Origin of the sequence: Sphingobacterium sp. UGAL515B_05, from assembly GCF_033097525.1 — a bacterium.
Lineage (GTDB): Bacteria > Bacteroidota > Bacteroidia > Sphingobacteriales > Sphingobacteriaceae > Sphingobacterium.
On sequence record NZ_CP109907.1, the window covers coordinates 2,158,526 to 2,176,431 of the forward strand.

The window sequence follows — 17,906 nt, forward strand, 5'->3', positions numbered from 1 at the left end:
TTGTCATGTAAGGATTAAATAATGAGTAAAATGAGCAAATTCGTTCCGCGAAGAAATGATGCTCATTTGGAAAAACGTACCTTTGTTGCATATAATGGATAAAAGACGTTTTTTTTTGGAAATAGCCTATTTTGGACAGGCTTATCATGGTTGGCAAATTCAGAATAATGCAATTTCCGTGCAGGAAGTGCTGAATAAAGCGCTTGAAACCCTGTTGCGGGAGCCCATTGAAACAACTGGAGCTGGCCGTACAGATACGGGTGTTCATGCCAAGCAATTGTATGCACATTTCGATGCAGCCCCCGTGGGTATTCTACAGAAAGCTGATCGTTTTATTCATTCGCTCAATGCCTTATTGCCCTTTGATGTGGCCGTGAAGCGCTTGATCGAAGTGGAACCCGAAGCACATGCTCGCTTCGATGCAACGCAAAGATCATATGAATACCATCTTCATTTTCATAAAGATCCTTTTATCTATCCCTATTCATGTTTTATGCGCGATCGTCCGGATGTCGAAAAGATGAATGAAGCTGCGCAGTTTTTATTGGGTAAACAAGATTTCGAATGCTTTAGTAAGTCTCATACGCAGGTGTTTACAAATATTTGCGATATTCGTAGAGCCGAGTGGGTATGGCATACTGAGCAACATCTGGTTTTTCACATAACTGCAGATCGTTTTTTGCGCAATATGGTGCGTGCCATTGTAGGGACATCGTTGGAAATAGGGATAAAAGGCAAGCCGGTTTCATTTATGCAAGATGTTATTCAAAGTAAAAACCGCGGAAAAGCGGGTGTTTCTGTTCCTGCACATGGTTTATATTTAACAGAAGTAGCATATCCTTATATATAGAATTTAATAGATATAGAATTTAACGTGAGTCAAGATAAAATAACTGGTAAAACCTACGATATCAATTTAGTGAAACGCATGAGTCGCTATATGCGGCCTTACCATGTGTCATTTTGGATATCGGTCGTTCTAACGATATTGTTGGCCGCTGTGGCGCCCGCTTTGCCTATGCTAATTCAGCATACATTAGATAACTATATTTTAAATTTCGATACCAACGGGTTGTCCCTCATGCTGATAGCGATGTTGGCATTGGTCATCCTGCAGACCTTGATTCGTTATTATCATACCTTAATGACAAATACCCTGGGGCAGTCGGTCATTCGCGATATCCGGATTCAGGTATTTAACCACATTGTTCAACTCCGGCTTAAGTATTTTGATCGTACGGCGTTGGGAAAACTAATTACACGTACCATTTCTGATCTGGAGACTCTTTCCAATATTTTTTCTGAGGGCTTGATCCAGATTATCGGTGATTTATTGCAGCTGGTAGTTATTCTGGTTGTGATGTTTTACTCCGATTGGAAGCTAACATTGATTGTTTTAATTCCCATGCCTTTGATGGTGGCAGCAACTTATGTGTTTAAAGAGGCGATGAAATCTGCTTTTATTGATGTGAGGAAATGGGTTTCCAATTTAAATACCTTTTTGCAGGAACACATTACGGGAGTCGGGATTATCCAATATTTTGCGCGTGAAAAGCAGGAAATGGATAAGTTTAAAGAAATTAATGCGCAACATCGAAATGCACATATTCGAACCAATTGGTACTTCTCCATCTTTTTCCCTGTTTTGGAAATTATCATGGCTATTGCTTTGGGATTATTGGTGTGGTTTGGTTCCAAACAAATTATGGGTGATGTGATCTCTCCGGGTGTAGTTGTAGCCTTCATCATGTATATTAATATGATCTTTAGGCCCATTCGGGAACTTATTGACAAGTTCAATACACTTCAAATGGGTATGGTCAGTGCTGAACGAATTTTTGAAGTCTTGGATACCGATGAAAAGACGCCTAATTTGGGGACTTTGAAACCCGCACATATCAAAGGAGAGGTTGCGTTTCGCGATGTTTGGTTTGCTTACAATGAGGAAAATTGGGTTCTGAAAGATGTTAACTTCAATGTTAATCCGGGCGAGACTTTAGCTTTAGTTGGGGCTACTGGTGCCGGAAAATCTTCTACCATCAATATTCTAAGCCGGTTTTATGAAATCAATAAGGGTGAAATTCTATTGGATGGCCGTAATATCCGGGATTATGACCTTGATTATCTGAGAAATACCATTTCGACAGTATTGCAGGATGTATTTCTCTTTTCGGATAGTGTCATCAATAACATTACATTAGGTGATCCTGCAATATCTAGAGAGCAGGTGATCGAAGCGGCAAAGGAGGTGGGCGCGCATGATTTTATTATGCGACTGCCTGGGGGCTATGATTATGATGTGAAAGAGCGGGGAGCAACCTTATCTGCGGGGCAGGCACAATTGATTTCTTTTATACGGGCTTTGGTACACGATCCTCGGATTCTTATTTTGGACGAAGCGACTTCTTCGGTAGATACCGAAACGGAAGAAATGATCCAACATGCAATTGATAACCTCATGAGAGGAAGAACATCGATTGTTATTGCCCACCGCTTGTCCACCATTCAGAAGGCGGACAAGATTATTGTGTTGGATAAAGGCGAAATCAAGGAAATCGGAACGCATCAGGAATTGCTATCTTTCGATGGTTATTATAAAAAACTATACGACTTACAGTTTCATTCCGCAGGGATTTAATTAAGCGATAATACTCTCTTTGGGGATAGTTTCTTCGTCTTCGATACGTGTATTTGCTTTGATTTCGGAACCTCGACCAACTAGAACGTTTGCTCCGATTGAGACATTTGGACCGATGTTGACAAAATCTTCAATAATGGTGTTGCTCTCGATAACGGCGGAACCGGCAATAACGCAGTGGTTGCCTATTTGTACATCTGGAGCGATCGAAGCGCCAGGGAGAATAATGGTGCCTTCACCAATTTCGGCTCTTTTTGATACGTAGGCTTTAGGATGGATGAGGGTCTGGAAGTTCCAATTTGCGTTTTCTGACACAATCCTTTGGCGAAGACCAGGATTCTTGACTGCGACAAAGAAATTTTCTTCCGTGCCTTTTGCTTCATGATGAAGTTGAACCTCGTAATCGAATACATCTTCAATTAGTAGCGATTTGTCGATAAGACCACCAATTTCAATCGCTAAATCTTCTGCTACATCTACCGCAGTTTTAGCATGTGCGGTTGCTCCGTATATATATAACATGGTATTTTTTTTTTCGCAAAGATAAAGCTTTCTAAAAAAGAAGCCCTTTGGTGGGATGTAAAAAAATACAACAAAATGTCAGGTTTGATTGTTTTGGTGTTTATAGAGCTGTAAGGTTGGTTGTTTTTTCGGTCGCAATTATATTGCATATGAAAATCAATTTATCTAAGTTTGTTGATATACAAAAATTAAACTATGATTCAACGTATCCAAACTGTTTATTTGCTGATAGCAGGATTAGTCATATTTGGCTTGTTTCTATTTCCCTATGTTAATTATAGTGATTTAGTTGGCTTAGGGAAGAATGTGAAGGTAACCGGTGTGTATAGTGTTGCTGCAGGTCAGCCAGTACACGAGGGAGGATTTGGCTATATTCTCCAGACCGTGGCCACTGTAATATTAGGAGGACTTCCCTTATTCACGATATTTAAATTTAAAAAACGTAAAGTTCAACTTTTGCTTATTTGGATAGAGATTGTGGCGATTATCTTATTTGCGGTATGGCTATACTCTTCTGCTAGTGCTCATCTCGCTACGGTGAGCCAATTTTTGGGCGCAGGGAATATCGGTGTAGGATTCTTTTTGTTACCAATTTCAATTATATTCTGTGCGTTAGCTATGGGCGGAGTGCGTAAAGATGAAAAATTGATCCGGTCTGCCGATCGATTGCGGGCATAATGTTGAGACAATAAAACAATACGAGTTAAAGCCACGATCTTCGTGGCTTTTTTAAATATAATATAATATGAATGTTTTTTTTCGATATGTTGTCCTCTTGATGTTCTTTCTTGGAGGTGGGCTTGTAAAGGCTCAGTCAGCAGATTCATTGCTGGTTGTTGACGATATTCAATTCGATGTGCGGGAATTTCACTTCGATGAGCGTAAGAATGAGCTGGTGATTAATCTGTTTGCGATATCTTATAGTACCGATCCCCGTGAGTATAAAATGAATACCTTTTCCACGCAAGTGTTGGATCAGAAGAAACAACCCCATTTTTTTTCAACGATTCAGATGGGAAATGTTTTGGTTAAATTTGAAGATAAGCAGAATTATCTGCATTATTTGTTAGAAGAAGATAAGCCTGTGGATATACAGGTCGTTGTCAAGGATTGGAAAAAAGCGGATAAGCCGGATCTGATTAAACTGGTGTTTGAGAGCAGTACGGAAGAGGGTGAGTTTTTGGAAGTTCCTATTCCGTTAAAGAAATAATAGATTTTGGGGCTTGATCAAAAAAAAAGCTTCGGTGCGATAGCGCCGAAGCTTTTTTTTGATTGGTCAATATTATCGATTGTATCTGATCTGTTGTTTGTCCATCATGCCCATCTGATCTTTCATCATTTTGATCTGATCGGCCAATAATTTGTTTTTATCTGCTTTTTTCGCTTCCTGAAGAAGTTTTTCGGCTTCACGCTTGTTGCGTTTTGCCATTGCTACACCAGCCAGGCTTAATTTTGCTAAAGCGATATTATGATCCATATGTAAGCCCAACGCTAATGCCTTCTTAAAATATTTTTCGGATTGCATAGGTGCGCGTTGTGATTCGATCAGTCCGATCAGCATATTGTAGTAACCGTGCTGTTGTGGGATCAATTGCTTTTCGTAGTTGGTGATTTTACGTAGCCATTTTTCAGCTGCGGCCATATTTTGTTTACGCATATACCATTGCGCAATCAGCATATATTCGTGGAAAAATACAGTAACAAAGCCTAAGATCGTGATCAGGATGCCTAAGATTCCCCATCCCCAATTTCCAGTCCAGAATAAGGCAACTGTTCCGATCAGCAATGCACTGCAAATAATGATTCTAACGAGATTTGACATAAATCTTTGTTTAAAATATTTGTATTCAATTTAATTCTGCAAATATCCGTTAATTTCACCGTTTAAGCAACTCGTTCAGGTGGTTATTTTGTAAAAATGTGTTTTTCCCCTGAAGAGGATATGGATAAACGAGATGTGCTCGTGTTTTTTTGCTGTAGTCCCTTGAAAAGAGCTTATGTGGATAAATTTGCCTTTATATGCAACTTTATCTATGTTTGGGGTATGGAAAAGCAATACGATGATTCTTGGGCTCCTGTGCTAAAGCCTTTGTTTGGTCAGCCTTATATGAAACAGCTGTCTACTTTTGTGCAAGAAGAGCGGCAGAAAACGAAAGTGTTTCCACCGGCAGATCTGGTGATGAATGCTTTTAAGCTGACGCCATTGGACCAGGTAAAAGTAGTTATCTTAGGGCAGGATCCTTACCATAATGATGGGCAGGCGCACGGCTTGTCTTTCTCTGTGCCAGAAGGGATTGCTTTGCCGCCATCCTTAAAAAATATCTTTAAGGAATTACAAGACGATATACCCGGTTTTGTTGAACCACGTGCTGGCGATTTGACCTATTGGGCCAAACAGGGTGTACTCTTGTTAAATGCGACATTGACAGTACAGGCGCATTTAGCAGGCTCCCATCAGAAGAAAGGTTGGGAGATTTTTACAGATAGTATTATTCATGCCATTTCGGAGCGTTGTGAACATGTGGTATTTCTGTTGTGGGGAAGTTATGCCCAAAAGAAAAGTGTGCTTATTGATGCGAAGAAGCATCTTATACTAATGGCGGTGCATCCATCACCGTTGTCTGTCTATCGTGGTTTTTTTGGTAGTAAACATTTTTCACGCGCAAACCAATATTTGATGGAACATGGTAAAGCCCCAATTGATTGGCGCCTGGTTTAAGTTTTGTCTTGCGTTAAATAAACATCATTGCCGGTGATCGTCGCATGGAGCAAATACGTCCAAAAGCGAGATTCCGGTAATGATATTTTTGATCGACTTATTCCTTCGTTTAATATTCTAAAGGAATAATTGGTTCTTTTTTGCTGGTTGACATAATCATCATGGTTTGGAATGTCTTTACAAAAGGTATTTTGGAGATTTTTTCCATGATGACACCTTCATAAGCTTTAATATCTTTTACGTAAACCTTGAGGATGAAATCACAATTGCCTGTAACGTGGTGGCATTCGGTTACCTCAGGTATCATTTTGACGGCAGCAACAAACTCAGGGATAGCGTTATGTGTATGGAAATCGAGTGAGATCTGGATAAACGATTTGATTCCTAGTCCCAATTTCTCCTCGTCTACAAAAGCATGGTAACTTTTGATGAAGCCAGAGTTTTCCAGTTTTCGCACACGCTCTAAAGTTGGTGCGGGAGATAGTCCGATGCTAGATGCGAGTTGCAAATTAGTTATACGACCATTCTCTTGTAATAGTTTAAGAATTTTTAAATCTGTTTTATCCGGTGCAAAGGGCATATCTTAAGTCTTAATAATCAATAGTATTTGTAAATATACAAAATTATATTTGGAAATTTAAAAATATACAAAATTATTGATGATTAATAGATTTTAGCTATATTAAGATTGCTTAGTTATAATTTTAATCGATGTAAAATCATTTGACTGTCATAATCGATTGAAATGTGCTCATTTTAATGAAATGGAGTGATAAATGTCATTTTTTTATTAAAAATGCCTTCGTAAGGTGCTATTAAATGCTGTTTTATTGGCTTTGAAATTGTAACTTTGCAGTTCGATAGGTGCGGAGGTGAAGCCCTCCCAAATTAGTTAAACCGTGAGAGCGCAATATGAGTACTAAAGACGACGATTTGTTAAAAGAGCTGGAGCTCGAAGAATATAAATACGGGTTCACGACAGATATCGAAATGGAAATTGCAGCCAAAGGCCTTACTGAGGATACGGTTCGTTTTATTTCGGCAAAAAAGAATGAACCTGAATGGCTATTGGAATGGAGGTTAAAAGCTTTCCGTCATTTCTTGACGTTAAGAATGCCTACTTGGCAGAATTTCAAAGCTCCTGAAATTGATTTTCAAGAGATTTCCTACTATGCAGCCCCAAAAGCAAAACCACAGCTTAATTCGATGGATGAAGTTGACCCTGAGTTGATTGCTACCTTTGAAAAATTGGGGATTCCTTTGGATGAGCAAAAAGTATTGGCAGGAGTTGTGGCGGTAGATGCTGTCTTTGACTCGGTATCTGTCAAAACAACGTTTCGTGAGAAATTAAAAGAACAAGGTGTTATTTTCTGTTCATTTGGTGAGGCCGTGCAAGAGCATCCTGACCTGGTGAAAAAATATTTGGGTACAGTGGTTCCACAGACGGATAACATTTATGCGGCGTTGAATTCTGCAGTATTTTCGGATGGATCCTTTGTTTATGTTCCAAAAGGTGTTAGATGTCCAATGGAATTATCGACCTACTTCCGTATCAATGCACAGAATACCGGACAATTTGAACGCACGTTGATCATTGCCGATGAGGGAGCTTATGTTTCTTATTTGGAGGGATGTACTGCACCTATGCGTGATGAAAACCAGCTGCATGCTGCGGTAGTTGAATTGATTGCCGAACGCGATGCTGATATTAAATATTCTACCGTGCAAAACTGGTACCCTGGTGATAAAGATGGAAAAGGTGGTATTTATAACTTTGTAACCAAGCGTGGAATCTGTAAGGGTGATAACAGTAAAATCTCTTGGACACAGGTAGAAACTGGTTCTGCAATTACATGGAAATACCCTGGTGTGATTTTAAAGGGTGATAACTCTATTGGCGAGTTTTACTCTGTAGCCATGACGCGTAATCATCAGGTAGCTGATACAGGAACGAAGATGGTTCATTTGGGTAAAAACACGAAATCTAAAATTATTTCTAAAGGTATTTCTGCCGGTAAGAGCCACAACAGTTATAGAGGTTTGGTGAAAATCGGTCCAAAAGCAGACAACTCACGTAACTTTACCCAATGTGACTCCTTATTGATCGGTGATAAATGTGGGGCACATACATTCCCTTATATCGAAAATAGAAATAAGACAGCCAAATTAGAGCATGAGGCGACTACTTCCAAAATCGGTGAGGACCAAGTATTCTATTTGAATCAACGTGGTATCGATTCTGAGAAAGCTGTTGGTTTAATTGTCAACGGGTATGCAAAGGAAGTATTAAATCAATTGCCGATGGAGTTTGCTGTAGAGGCTCAAAAATTATTGGCAATTTCATTAGAAGGTTCAGTAGGATAGATAAAAAATCATTGGGAATGTAGTTTATAACGCTACATTACACCATACTCAATACGAATAAAATGTTAAGCATTAAAAATTTACATGCGTCTGTAGAAGACAAACAAATATTAAAAGGGTTAAACCTAGAAGTAAAAGCTGGAGAAGTTCATGCGATTATGGGACCAAATGGTGCTGGTAAAAGTACATTAGGTAATGTATTAGCCGGACGTGAATCCTATGAAGTAAGTGAAGGTTCTGCACAATTGGACGGTGTAGATTTATTGGATCTTTCACCTGAGGACCGCGCACGTGAAGGGCTGTTTTTGGCTTTTCAATATCCTGTTGAGATTCCGGGCGTATCGAATATCAATTTCTTGAAAACAGCTGTAAATGATATTCGTGAGTATAAAGGCCTTCCTCCAATGGAAGCGAAGGAATTTTTACAAATGGTAAAAGATAAGCAAAAATTGGTTGAATTTTCGGCTAATTTGGCTAACCGCTCTTTAAATGAAGGATTTTCCGGTGGTGAGAAAAAGCGTAACGAAATTTTTCAATTAGCGATGTTGAACCCGAAGTTATCTATTTTGGATGAGACAGATTCTGGTTTGGATATCGATGCCCTTCGTATCGTTGCAAATGGCGTGAATCAATTGCGCTCTAAAGACAATGCTTTTATTGTTATTACACACTACCAACGTTTGTTGGATTATATCGTTCCAGATTTTGTTCACGTATTGTACAATGGCCGTATCGTGAAATCGGGACCTAAAGAATTGGCTTTGGAGCTCGAAGAAAAAGGATACGATTGGTTAAAAGAATATGATACACAAAACGCCTAATCTTTTACCTGAGTAAATAGGATTGGAAGAGAATTTTGGCGATTTGATTAAAAAATAACATGAGTACATTAGTTTCAGAATCATTACTTCAACAAGTGTTGGGAGCTTTCAAAGAGCAAGGCGTTTCAGACGAACCTTCGTTTTTCGTGGCGGCCCGCCAACTTGCATTCGACCGTTTCGAAGCAGCAGGCTTTCCCACCGTTAAGAATGAAGAATGGAAATATACAAACATCCACAGTATTATCAATAAGCCATATGCGCTTGATGTCGATGTGGATATCGAAGGCTTAGACTTTAGTGCAGGAGAGATTCCTCAGTTGGATGCTTACCGCATTATCTTGGTGAATGGTCAGTATGTTTTAGCAGTAAGTGAATTAGAAAATGTGAAGGGACTGTCGGTTATTCCAATGGATGAAGCCACTTCAGAGCCTGCATTCGAGAGCCATTTTGCGAAATATGCGGACAAGTCAGACAATATTATGGTCGCATTGAATACGGCTGCTTTTACAAATGGTGTTTTTATCCATTTGAAAAAGGGAGTTGTACTTGATAAACCAATACAGATTATTCATGTCGCTACAGGGAAAGAGGATTTCTTTGCACAAACACGTAATTTGATCGTTGTCGAACCAAATGCAGAACTTGAATTGATCGAAAGCTTTATCACTGCAGAAGGTACCGCAAATAATGTGCACAATAAGGTCTCTGAGATTATCGTCAAAGAGAACGCTAAAGTACAACATTATTATTTGCAGCTCGCAGAATCTGTAAGCCGTTACTTTAATCATACAGAGGTATATCAAGAAAAAGATAGTCTTTATAATAATTACAACTGTAATTTTCCTGGCGCCTCGTTTATCCGTAACAATATCAATGTTCGCTTGGATGCAGCGCATGTGGAGAGCCATTTATATGGAATCAATTTAACAGCAGGTGATCAATTGGTCGATAATCATACCATCGTAGACCACCTTAAGCCACATTGTGAGTCTTACGAATGGTATAAAAATATTACACAGGACAAATCCGTTGCAGTTTTCAATGGAAAAATCTTTGTGCGTGAGGATGCTCAAAAAACAAATGCTTTTCAGCAGAACAATAATATGTTGATGTCAGACAATTCGGCGGTTTATACCAAACCGCAATTGGAGATCTTTGCAGATGACGTAAAATGTTCACACGGATGTACCATCGGCCAGTTTGATAATGAAGCCTTATTTTATTTGAGAGCAAGAGGAATTGGTGAAGAGTCTGCCCGCATCCTGTTGGTACATGCATTTGCATTTGACGTAACTACACGTTTCTCTAATGAGGTTGTTCGCAAATATGTGGAAGAGCTTGTAGAAGAAAGCCTGAGAACAAATTAAATCCATTTAGGATTATATAGCTTTTAAAATGGCGTTTACCGATGCGGTGAACGCCATTTTTTTATAGAAACAATTGTATCTTTTGTACGACCATGTACATGTCTTTATATACAACTTACGCTTATAAACCTTGGGTTTTATAGCGTGTTCGCTTTTTTTTCTTGTTAAGACCTCTATCGATGAATAGATAGGAGGGCCTCTTTATATTAGGATATTGGGGTATTATCTTTTTTCAATGGTCCAATTAGAAGGCTGGCAAGAAAGAAAGTATAAATTATGCTATAAAACAGAAAAAGCTTCCAAATTTTGGAAGCTTTTTTAGAGCGAAAGACGAGATTCGAACTCGCGACCCCAACCTTGGCAAGGTTGTGCTCTACCAACTGAGCTACTTTCGCGTTGATGTTACAAAAGTAAGGCATTTATTCGTATTCTGCAAGAGAAAAAACAAAAAATGTTAACTTAAATTGATTGCATCAACACAATTAATACCGTCTATAGCCGCTGAAATGATGCCTCCGGCATAACCTGCACCCTCACCACAAGGGTAAAGTCCTTTGACCTGAGGGTGTTGTAAATCTTCTTTATTTCGAGGAATCCGAATTGGTGAAGATGTCCGTGATTCTACACCAACCAAAATTGCTTCATTGGTATAATACCCTTTCATCTTTTTGCCAAAGATGGGCAGTGCACCGCGTAATGCTTCATGAACGAAAGCAGGTAGCACTTCGGTGAGATCTGCAGAAGCTGTTCCGGGTTTGTAGGAGTTTTCTGGCAGATCCATCGATACACGCCCTTCGACAAAGTCGACCATACGTTGTGCGGGAGCAACAAGTTTACCACCACCTACAGCAAAAGCCTTTCGCTCGATCTCTTTTTGAAAATTAAGTAATGCAAAAGGATCCTTATGTGCATTGGCAACGTCTTCAAGGTTAATCTGAATGACGGTACCTGAATTGGCGTGCGGATTATTTCGTTTGGATGGGGACCATCCGTTGACAACGATTTCATCCACATCTGTTGCACAGGGAGCAATAACGCCACCTGGGCACATGCAGAATGAAAATACCCCACGGTCATTAACCTGTTCAACCAAACTATAATATGCAGGGGGTAAATGCTCGCTTCTAACCTGACAATGGTATTGCGCTTGATCAATGATTGACTGCGGATGTTCGATGCGAACACCCAATGCAAAGGCTTTGGCCTCGATCAGCCAATTATTACGGTGAAAAAGCTCAAAGATGTCCCGTGCAGAGTGTCCTGTTGCTACGATGACATGATCGGCCTTAATTTCTTCGCCACTGGCTAACTTGACACCGCGCACATGACCGAAAGATTCTAAAATGTCGTCGACACGTTGGTCAAAATGAAATTCACCCCCAAATTCAAGAACACTCTCACGCATTGCTTCAATAATATGCGGTAGTTTATTTGTACCAATATGTGGCCGTGCATTGACTAGAATATCTGTCGTAGCACCATGGGAGACAAAAAGATTGAGCACTTTGTCTACATCACCTCTTTTATTGGAACGTGTATATAGTTTCCCGTCGGAGTAAGTTCCGGCTCCACCTTCACCAAAACAGTAGTTTGATTCGGGATTTACGATGCCTTCCCGGTTCAGCTTTGCGAGATCGCGTCTACGGTCCTGTACTTTCTTACCGCGTTCGATTACAATTGGTTTGAGCCCACGCTCAATGCAGCGGATAGCCGCAAATATGCCGGCAGGGCCTGCACCAATAATAATCACTGGTTTTCCGTCTTTAACGGATTTGAAATTATTCGAATAGATTTCAGGAACAGGCAGTTCATCGATATAGTAGATAACCCTTGCCCGGTAGACCACCTGTTTGCTTCGGGCATCAATCGAACGTTTCCGGATTTTATAACCTTTGATTTGCTGGGGTTGAACGCGTAAAGCTTTTATGCCCTGCTGTATAATGTACTGTTCGTCCTCGATCCTTTCTGGAAGTATCGCAATTTCGATTTCTTTTTGCATAGTATGAGGGCTGGGTTTTTATCCCAAAACCGACACAAAGTTAATGAATATTGGCTATTTGGAGATTTGGAAATAAAAATATTCTTATCTTAGTAAGAGCTTGGTATATGCTTTGATAGTGTAACCGTATAATTTGAATAGTATTTAATTCTTTGAACAATGAAAATTAAAAGATTTTTGGTCGCCCTATGTGGTTTATTTGCATTAGTATCATTAAACTCCTGTGGCTACAATACGATGGTCTCACAAGATGAGAATGTGAAAGGAAAATGGGCACAAGTTGAAAATGCGTATCAACGTCGTGCGGATCTAGTTCCAAATTTGGTTAATACGGTAAAAGGAGCGGCAAAACACGAAGAAAGTACATTGACGGCCGTTGTAGAGGCAAGAGCTAAAGCAACTTCGGTGACGATTAATGCCGACGATTTGTCTGAGGAGAATATTGCCAAGTTTCAAAAAGTTCAGGATGAATTCAGCGGTTCGTTGAGCCGTCTTTTGGCGTCGGTTGAAGCTTATCCTGATTTGAAGGCGAATCAGAACTTCCTGGAATTACAGGCGCAGTTGGAAGGTACTGAAAATCGTATTTCAACAGAACGTAGATCTTACAATGAAGCGGTACAGCAATATAATACCACCGTACGTAGTTTCCCGAATAATTTAATGGCGGGTATGTTCGGATTTAAGGCGAAAGGTACATTTACTGCAGCCCCAGGTTCGGATAAAGCGCCAACGGTATCATTCTAATAGTAAATTGTTAGTAATGAACAGGACGATGGATGATGCGGCTTTCGTAGAAGCACATCATCCATTTTTTTATCGTGTTTTAACTAGTTTTAGATACTTTGAATCTGGAATAACCGTCTGGTAATCTGGTCTTGGAGTGCAAACGTATACAGACTATGGCATTAAATTCTGAAGAACAAGAGAAGATCGTTCACGCCATTAATGTGGCTGAAAACGAGACTTCTGGTGAGATTCGTGTAGTGGTAGAAAATCATTGCCCCGATGAGATACATGATCGTGCAACCTATTATTTTTCCAAATTGGGCATGCATAAGACCACGTTGAAAAACGGTGTTCTTATCTATATCGCGCTTGAGGATCATAAATTTTCCATTATCGGCGATAAGGGAATCCACCAACGTGTAGAAAGTGATTTTTGGAACAGTACCAAAGATCTTATGGTGGCGGAGTTTCGGGTGAACCGTATTGTTGAGGGCTTGGTCAAGGGGATCGAGCATGCGGGTAAACAATTGGCAAAATTCTTTCCGCGTGAACACGATGACATCAATGAGCTTCCAAATGATATTGTTTTTGGAGACCGTTAATTGTTAAGTGAACAGCAAGAACCCCGAGCTGCTATTGCCTGTCTCGCAAATAGATTGATAAAAATTGTGATAAACCCGACTTCGGGATTCACGGAACGCCATTAGGAGCATGAAGACTGCTTAAGGCAAATAAAAATGAATAAAAGAGAATAATAGGATGAAATTTGTATCGAGATTATTTTCCCGGATTCGAATCCCTGCTATGGCTATGTTGCTTTTTATGCTGTCGATAGCCACAGTATTGGGTCAAGATTTCCCAGAAACATCAAACAGACTTGTCAATGATTATACAAACACATTGACAGCAAGTCAGAAGGAATTATTGGAGCAGAAGCTATTGGCATTTGAGGATTCCGCATCTACGCAAATTGCTGTGGTTATGATGAATTCTACCGGCGGCTATGATATTTCTGATTATGCAGTCCGTTTAGCGAAAAAATGGGGTATTGGGAATAAAAAGTATAATAACGGTATTCTGTTGTTGGTAGCCCTGGGAGATCGTGCGGTAACTATTCAAACAGGTTATGGTATAGAAGGGGCTGTCCCCGATGCTATTGCCTATCGTATTATTGAAAATGATATCAAGCCGGCTTTTCGTCAGGGAGATTACTACAAGGGAGTCGACGATGCGACAAGTTCCTTAATTTCCTACACAAAAGGCGAATACAAAGCGGATCCAAAACAACCGAAAGGAAAGGGATCAGGCTCGGTGATGTTTGTGATTATTATTGTGATATTCTTGATTGTTATTTTCTCCAATCGTGGTGGCCGCGGTGGCGGTGGTGGCGGTCGTGTGATGAATGGACGTGGCGCTTCTGATATCTTTTGGTGGACATTGCTGAATGGTCTTGGCGGCGGTGGCGGCCGAGGTGGCGGCGGTGGCTTCGGCGGCGGCTCAGGTGGCGGTTTTGGCGGTTTCGGTGGCGGTGATTTTGGCGGTGGCGGTGCTTCAGGACGTTGGTAACAACTTTGCTAAATAATGTTAAATAGGACGACAGTGAAACGGAAATGTTTTACATTTATGGGAAGTATATAATTATGAAAAAGGGAATATTAATGGGTTTAAGCTTTTTACCAGCCTTGTTAATGGCACAAGAAAGCTACACAGTTACAGGAAAGGTAAACACGACGTCAGACAAAGCGAAAGTGTTTATGCAATATCCGGCTAACGGAACTCGTCAGACAGATTCTGCAATGGTCGTAAAAGGTGAGTTTAAATTCAATGGACAAGTGGCTTCGCCAACCAAGGGTATGATGATCTATTCACCGGAAGGCTTATCTTTCGCTGAACTTAGAAATAGTCAAAAGCAGCCTGAAACAGCACAGCTGTATCTTTCGAAAGGAGTGATCAAAGTCGATGCAACCAAAGGATTCAAAAATGCAACCGTCTCGGGTACAGCGCTCAATGATGATCTGACGCAGTACAAGGCTTTTGTGAAACCTCATACAGATGCGTTCGAGGCGTTGAACCAACAATATTACGCGGCTTCGGAGACTCAAAAACAGGATCCTAAATTCATCGAAGGTTTGCAAAAACAGGCTGGTGAGATTTCCGAAAAAATGGAAAAAGCAGATGCTGAATTTATTAACAAAAATCCAAAAAGCTGGTCCACGTTGGATTTGCTATCTGAGAATGTCAACGGTGAGAACGTCAATGAATATGTGACTTCTTTTGAGAAATTGTCTCCTGAATTGAAAAATTCTGAAAAAGGGAAGGAATTGGCTGAGCGTATCCAGAAATTGAAAGCAGTGGCAGTTGGTTCTGTTGCGCCTGACTTTACATTGCCTGATACAACAGGAAAAAATATTTCATTGTCTTCATTAAGAGGTAAATATGTCCTGTTGGATTTTTGGGCAAGCTGGTGTAGTCCTTGTCGCCACGAAAACCCGAATGTCGTTGCGGCTTTCAATAAATTTAAGGAGAAAGGATTTACCGTATTTGGTGTTTCTTTAGACAATCCAGGTAAAAAAGAGGCATGGCTAAAAGCAATCCATGATGATAATTTACAACAATGGCCACACGTTTCGGACCTACAGGGCTGGAAATCGGCTCCGGTCAAACTATATGAGGTGCGAGGTATTCCGCAAAACTTCTTAATCGATCCTTCAGGTAAAATTGTCGCATCAAATTTAAGAGGTGAGGCTTTGGAAGCTAAGTTAGCTGAATTGCTGAAATAAATTGATCATTTATTGCCATTAGGCATTTAAAATAGACCCCTAATTGTTAAACTCATGTAAGGTGAGTGTGCAATTAGGGGGTTCTTTTTTAGCGCCGCTACCAATTGATAACTCTGAAAGGCAAATAGCGTGACGACTGCTAGACATTGAATGAATTTGCTAACTTCGCCTGCTGCGATGGCAAATGAGCGCATGAAATTACTATATCCTCATATACAGCTGGACTAGGGGATATTGGGTAATGGGGTTTTAAAAAAGGTTAATTAATGGAACGCGCGCTATGATGGTTTTAAAAATTATAAAGATGAAGAAAGTAGCAATTTTGGGTATGTTTTTGGGAACGGTGGTTGCTTCCTGTAGTGGCGACCAAGATAAGGGGATTCCCGTTGTCAATTTAGAGGCTTTGCATGCCATTCCTTTAGATCATGCTATTGATCAATTGGCTAAAGACACGACATTTATCGATGTTAAGTTGCCGCCTAATGCCCGGATCGATCAGTTGTCGCAACAGGAGCTGGGCCAACTAAAAGCTGCAGCATATCGTTTTTATGAGCACGTTACACTGGAAAATAATCAATACCGAGTTGATCTCAAAGATCCTAAAGTGTTGCACTTATCGGAACAGGTTGTTAAGGCGTATGAACAGGCGATCAGCAACACGAATCACTTTGCTGACTCGATGGCGAAGGCAGGCCAAGCCATTCAGCTGCCTCCGGTATCTGAAGAGTACCTCAATAATTTGCTTAAATAGGATCTTGCGGGATAAGGTGCTATTAAGCCTTTTATCTAGCGAGGCAGATTAGCTCTCTGGTTTTGATTAGAAAATTTTGGGAAGTCAAGAAAAGGAAGACATAAAAAAACGAGTATACTTCACCGTGTATACTCGTTTTTTATTTTTAAACTAAGACTACGCTCTATCAATTACAAAGAAAGGATCTCAATAATACGAAGCAGATCTTCATTCATTTTTACGTTATGTTTGATCGCGCTCTTAAAAGGAGTGAATCTTACTTCACTGCAAATCAGTCCGGCCATTTCACCTCTGCGACCTTGTAATAAGGCCTCCACAGATGCAACTCCAAGCCTGCTGGCTAGCACGCGGTCCATGCATGTTGGGCTTCCGCCACGTTGAATATGTCCTAAAATTGATAATCTAACATCGTAATGTGGGAAATTTTCCTTGATTTTTTCCGAAACTACCATTCCGCCTTCTTTGTCACCTTCCGCGACGATAATAATGCGGGATGATTTATTTTTACGGCTTTTGTCAAGCCTTTTCATGATTGCATCATAGTCTACCTCGAACTCAGGAACCAGAACTGCTTCAGCACCGGTACTGATACCAGAACGAACAGCGATAAGACCAGAGTCGCGCCCCATCACTTCGATCACAAAAAGTCTATCATGAGACTCAGCAGTATCGCGAATTTTGTCTACAGCTTGAATAACGGTATTAATGGCTGTATCATAACCAATCGTAAAGTCTGTGCCGGCCAAATCATTATCAATTGTGCCTGGAAGCCCAATGATAGGAAAATCGAATTCTTCTATAAATTTGGATGCTCCGGTAAAAGTACCGTCGCCGCCAATGACAACCATGGCATCAATGCCATGACTACGCAAATTCTCATACGCCTGTTTGCGTCCTTCAATAGTTTTGAAGGCCTCGCTACGCGCAGTTTTTAGAATAGTACCACCACGTTGTATGATATTGGCTACAGATTTAGCATCCATAGGGATAATCTCACCATTAACGAGACCATCATACCCTCTGCGTACGCCAAATACTTCAAGATTATTGTAGATTCCCGCTCTAACAACAGCGCGGATACCAGCATTCATTCCTGGAGCATCTCCTCCAGATGTCAAAACAGCAATTTTTTTAATGTTACTCATACGTACTCAAACTTAGCTATTTTTAAGCGTATATACAATTATATTTCCTTTATTAGAAGCCACTAATGACGCTA

The 17,906-nt window shown here is 40.3% G+C and carries 18 protein-coding genes and 1 tRNA gene; 13 read left to right on the forward strand and 6 right to left on the reverse strand.

Going from position 1 to position 17,906, the window contains the following annotated elements:
- Positions 1–94: 94 nt before the first annotated feature.
- On the forward strand, positions 95–850 hold the full coding sequence (gene truA / locus OK025_RS08740) for a tRNA pseudouridine(38-40) synthase TruA (protein ID WP_201669754.1): 756 nt from the start codon (positions 95–97) through the stop codon (positions 848–850).
- Between the two features lie 24 nt (positions 851–874).
- Positions 875–2,638, forward strand: coding sequence for an ABC transporter ATP-binding protein (locus OK025_RS08745; RefSeq protein ID WP_317669146.1), 1,764 nt, complete (start codon positions 875–877; stop codon positions 2,636–2,638).
- Here the strand turns inward: OK025_RS08745 and OK025_RS08750 are convergent, their stop codons facing one another.
- Positions 2,639–3,160 carry a hypothetical protein gene (locus tag OK025_RS08750; RefSeq protein ID WP_317669147.1) on the reverse strand — a complete coding sequence of 174 codons (522 nt, stop codon included), beginning with the start codon at positions 3,158–3,160 and terminating at the stop codon, positions 2,639–2,641.
- Positions 3,161–3,355: 195 nt separating this feature from the next.
- Here OK025_RS08750 and OK025_RS08755 point away from each other — a divergent pair, with 195 nt between their 5' ends.
- Both OK025_RS08755 and OK025_RS08760 read left to right on the forward strand, forming a co-directional pair.
- A complete protein-coding gene (locus tag OK025_RS08755) occupies positions 3,356–3,838 on the forward strand; it encodes a DUF4293 domain-containing protein (RefSeq protein ID WP_317669148.1) in 483 nt (160 codons plus the stop codon).
- A gap of 67 nt (positions 3,839–3,905) precedes the next feature.
- Positions 3,906–4,370, forward strand: coding sequence for a hypothetical protein (locus OK025_RS08760; protein WP_317669149.1), 465 nt, complete (start codon positions 3,906–3,908; stop codon positions 4,368–4,370).
- 72 nt (positions 4,371–4,442) lie between these two features.
- Here OK025_RS08760 and OK025_RS08765 read toward each other — a convergent pair whose 3' ends face one another.
- Positions 4,443–4,982, reverse strand: coding sequence for a hypothetical protein (locus OK025_RS08765; RefSeq protein ID WP_075990263.1), 540 nt, complete (start codon positions 4,980–4,982; stop codon positions 4,443–4,445).
- A 222-nt stretch (positions 4,983–5,204) separates the two neighbouring features.
- Between OK025_RS08765 and ung the strand changes: the two genes are divergently transcribed.
- Positions 5,205–5,879, forward strand: a complete 675-nt coding sequence (ung, locus tag OK025_RS08770) for a uracil-DNA glycosylase (protein ID WP_317669150.1) — start codon at positions 5,205–5,207, stop codon at positions 5,877–5,879.
- A gap of 109 nt (positions 5,880–5,988) precedes the next feature.
- On the opposite strand, the gene OK025_RS08775 is transcribed toward ung, so the two are convergent.
- On the reverse strand, positions 5,989–6,459 hold the full coding sequence (locus OK025_RS08775; protein ID WP_046673117.1) for an Lrp/AsnC family transcriptional regulator: 471 nt from the start codon (positions 6,457–6,459) through the stop codon (positions 5,989–5,991).
- A 332-nt stretch (positions 6,460–6,791) separates the two neighbouring features.
- Here OK025_RS08775 and sufB point away from each other — a divergent pair, with 332 nt between their 5' ends.
- The 3 genes from sufB to sufD all read left to right on the forward strand — a co-directional run bounded on the left by sufB (position 6,792) and on the right by sufD (position 10,431).
- On the forward strand, positions 6,792–8,243 hold the full coding sequence (gene sufB / locus OK025_RS08780; RefSeq protein WP_317669151.1) for a Fe-S cluster assembly protein SufB: 1,452 nt from the start codon (positions 6,792–6,794) through the stop codon (positions 8,241–8,243).
- A 62-nt stretch (positions 8,244–8,305) separates the two neighbouring features.
- On the forward strand, positions 8,306–9,064 hold the full coding sequence (sufC, locus tag OK025_RS08785; RefSeq protein WP_317669152.1) for a Fe-S cluster assembly ATPase SufC: 759 nt from the start codon (positions 8,306–8,308) through the stop codon (positions 9,062–9,064).
- 59 nt (positions 9,065–9,123) lie between these two features.
- The gene (gene sufD / locus OK025_RS08790; protein WP_317669153.1) at positions 9,124–10,431 is read left to right on the forward strand and encodes a Fe-S cluster assembly protein SufD; all 1,308 of its coding nucleotides are present in this window, start codon (positions 9,124–9,126) and stop codon (positions 10,429–10,431) included.
- A 322-nt stretch (positions 10,432–10,753) separates the two neighbouring features.
- Here the strand turns inward: sufD and OK025_RS08795 are convergent.
- Together OK025_RS08795 and OK025_RS08800 are read right to left on the reverse strand one after the other, a co-directional pair.
- Positions 10,754–10,826, reverse strand: a tRNA-Gly gene (locus OK025_RS08795).
- A 59-nt stretch (positions 10,827–10,885) separates the two neighbouring features.
- Complete coding sequence (locus OK025_RS08800) at positions 10,886–12,430, reverse strand: NAD(P)/FAD-dependent oxidoreductase (RefSeq protein ID WP_317669154.1); 1,545 nt, start codon at positions 12,428–12,430, stop codon at positions 10,886–10,888.
- Between the two features lie 165 nt (positions 12,431–12,595).
- Between OK025_RS08800 and OK025_RS08805 the strand changes: the two genes are divergently transcribed.
- The 5 genes from OK025_RS08805 to OK025_RS08825 all read left to right on the forward strand — a co-directional run bounded on the left by OK025_RS08805 (position 12,596) and on the right by OK025_RS08825 (position 16,687).
- Positions 12,596–13,174 carry a LemA family protein gene (locus OK025_RS08805; RefSeq protein WP_046673163.1) on the forward strand — a complete coding sequence of 193 codons (579 nt, stop codon included), beginning with the start codon at positions 12,596–12,598 and terminating at the stop codon, positions 13,172–13,174.
- Positions 13,175–13,329: 155 nt separating this feature from the next.
- A complete protein-coding gene (locus OK025_RS08810) occupies positions 13,330–13,758 on the forward strand; it encodes a TPM domain-containing protein (RefSeq protein ID WP_317669155.1) in 429 nt (142 codons plus the stop codon).
- A 157-nt stretch (positions 13,759–13,915) separates the two neighbouring features.
- Positions 13,916–14,722: a TPM domain-containing protein gene (locus tag OK025_RS08815; protein WP_411567693.1), complete on the forward strand. Its 807-nt coding sequence runs from the start codon at positions 13,916–13,918 to the stop codon at positions 14,720–14,722.
- A gap of 74 nt (positions 14,723–14,796) precedes the next feature.
- Positions 14,797–15,936: a TlpA disulfide reductase family protein gene (locus OK025_RS08820; protein ID WP_317669156.1), complete on the forward strand. Its 1,140-nt coding sequence runs from the start codon at positions 14,797–14,799 to the stop codon at positions 15,934–15,936.
- A gap of 304 nt (positions 15,937–16,240) precedes the next feature.
- Positions 16,241–16,687, forward strand: a complete 447-nt coding sequence (locus OK025_RS08825) for a hypothetical protein (RefSeq protein WP_317669158.1) — start codon at positions 16,241–16,243, stop codon at positions 16,685–16,687.
- 170 nt (positions 16,688–16,857) lie between these two features.
- Here the strand turns inward: OK025_RS08825 and pfkA are convergent, their stop codons facing one another.
- Complete coding sequence (gene pfkA / locus OK025_RS08830) at positions 16,858–17,832, reverse strand: 6-phosphofructokinase (RefSeq protein WP_075990255.1); 975 nt, start codon at positions 17,830–17,832, stop codon at positions 16,858–16,860.
- Positions 17,833–17,906 lie beyond the last annotated feature (74 nt).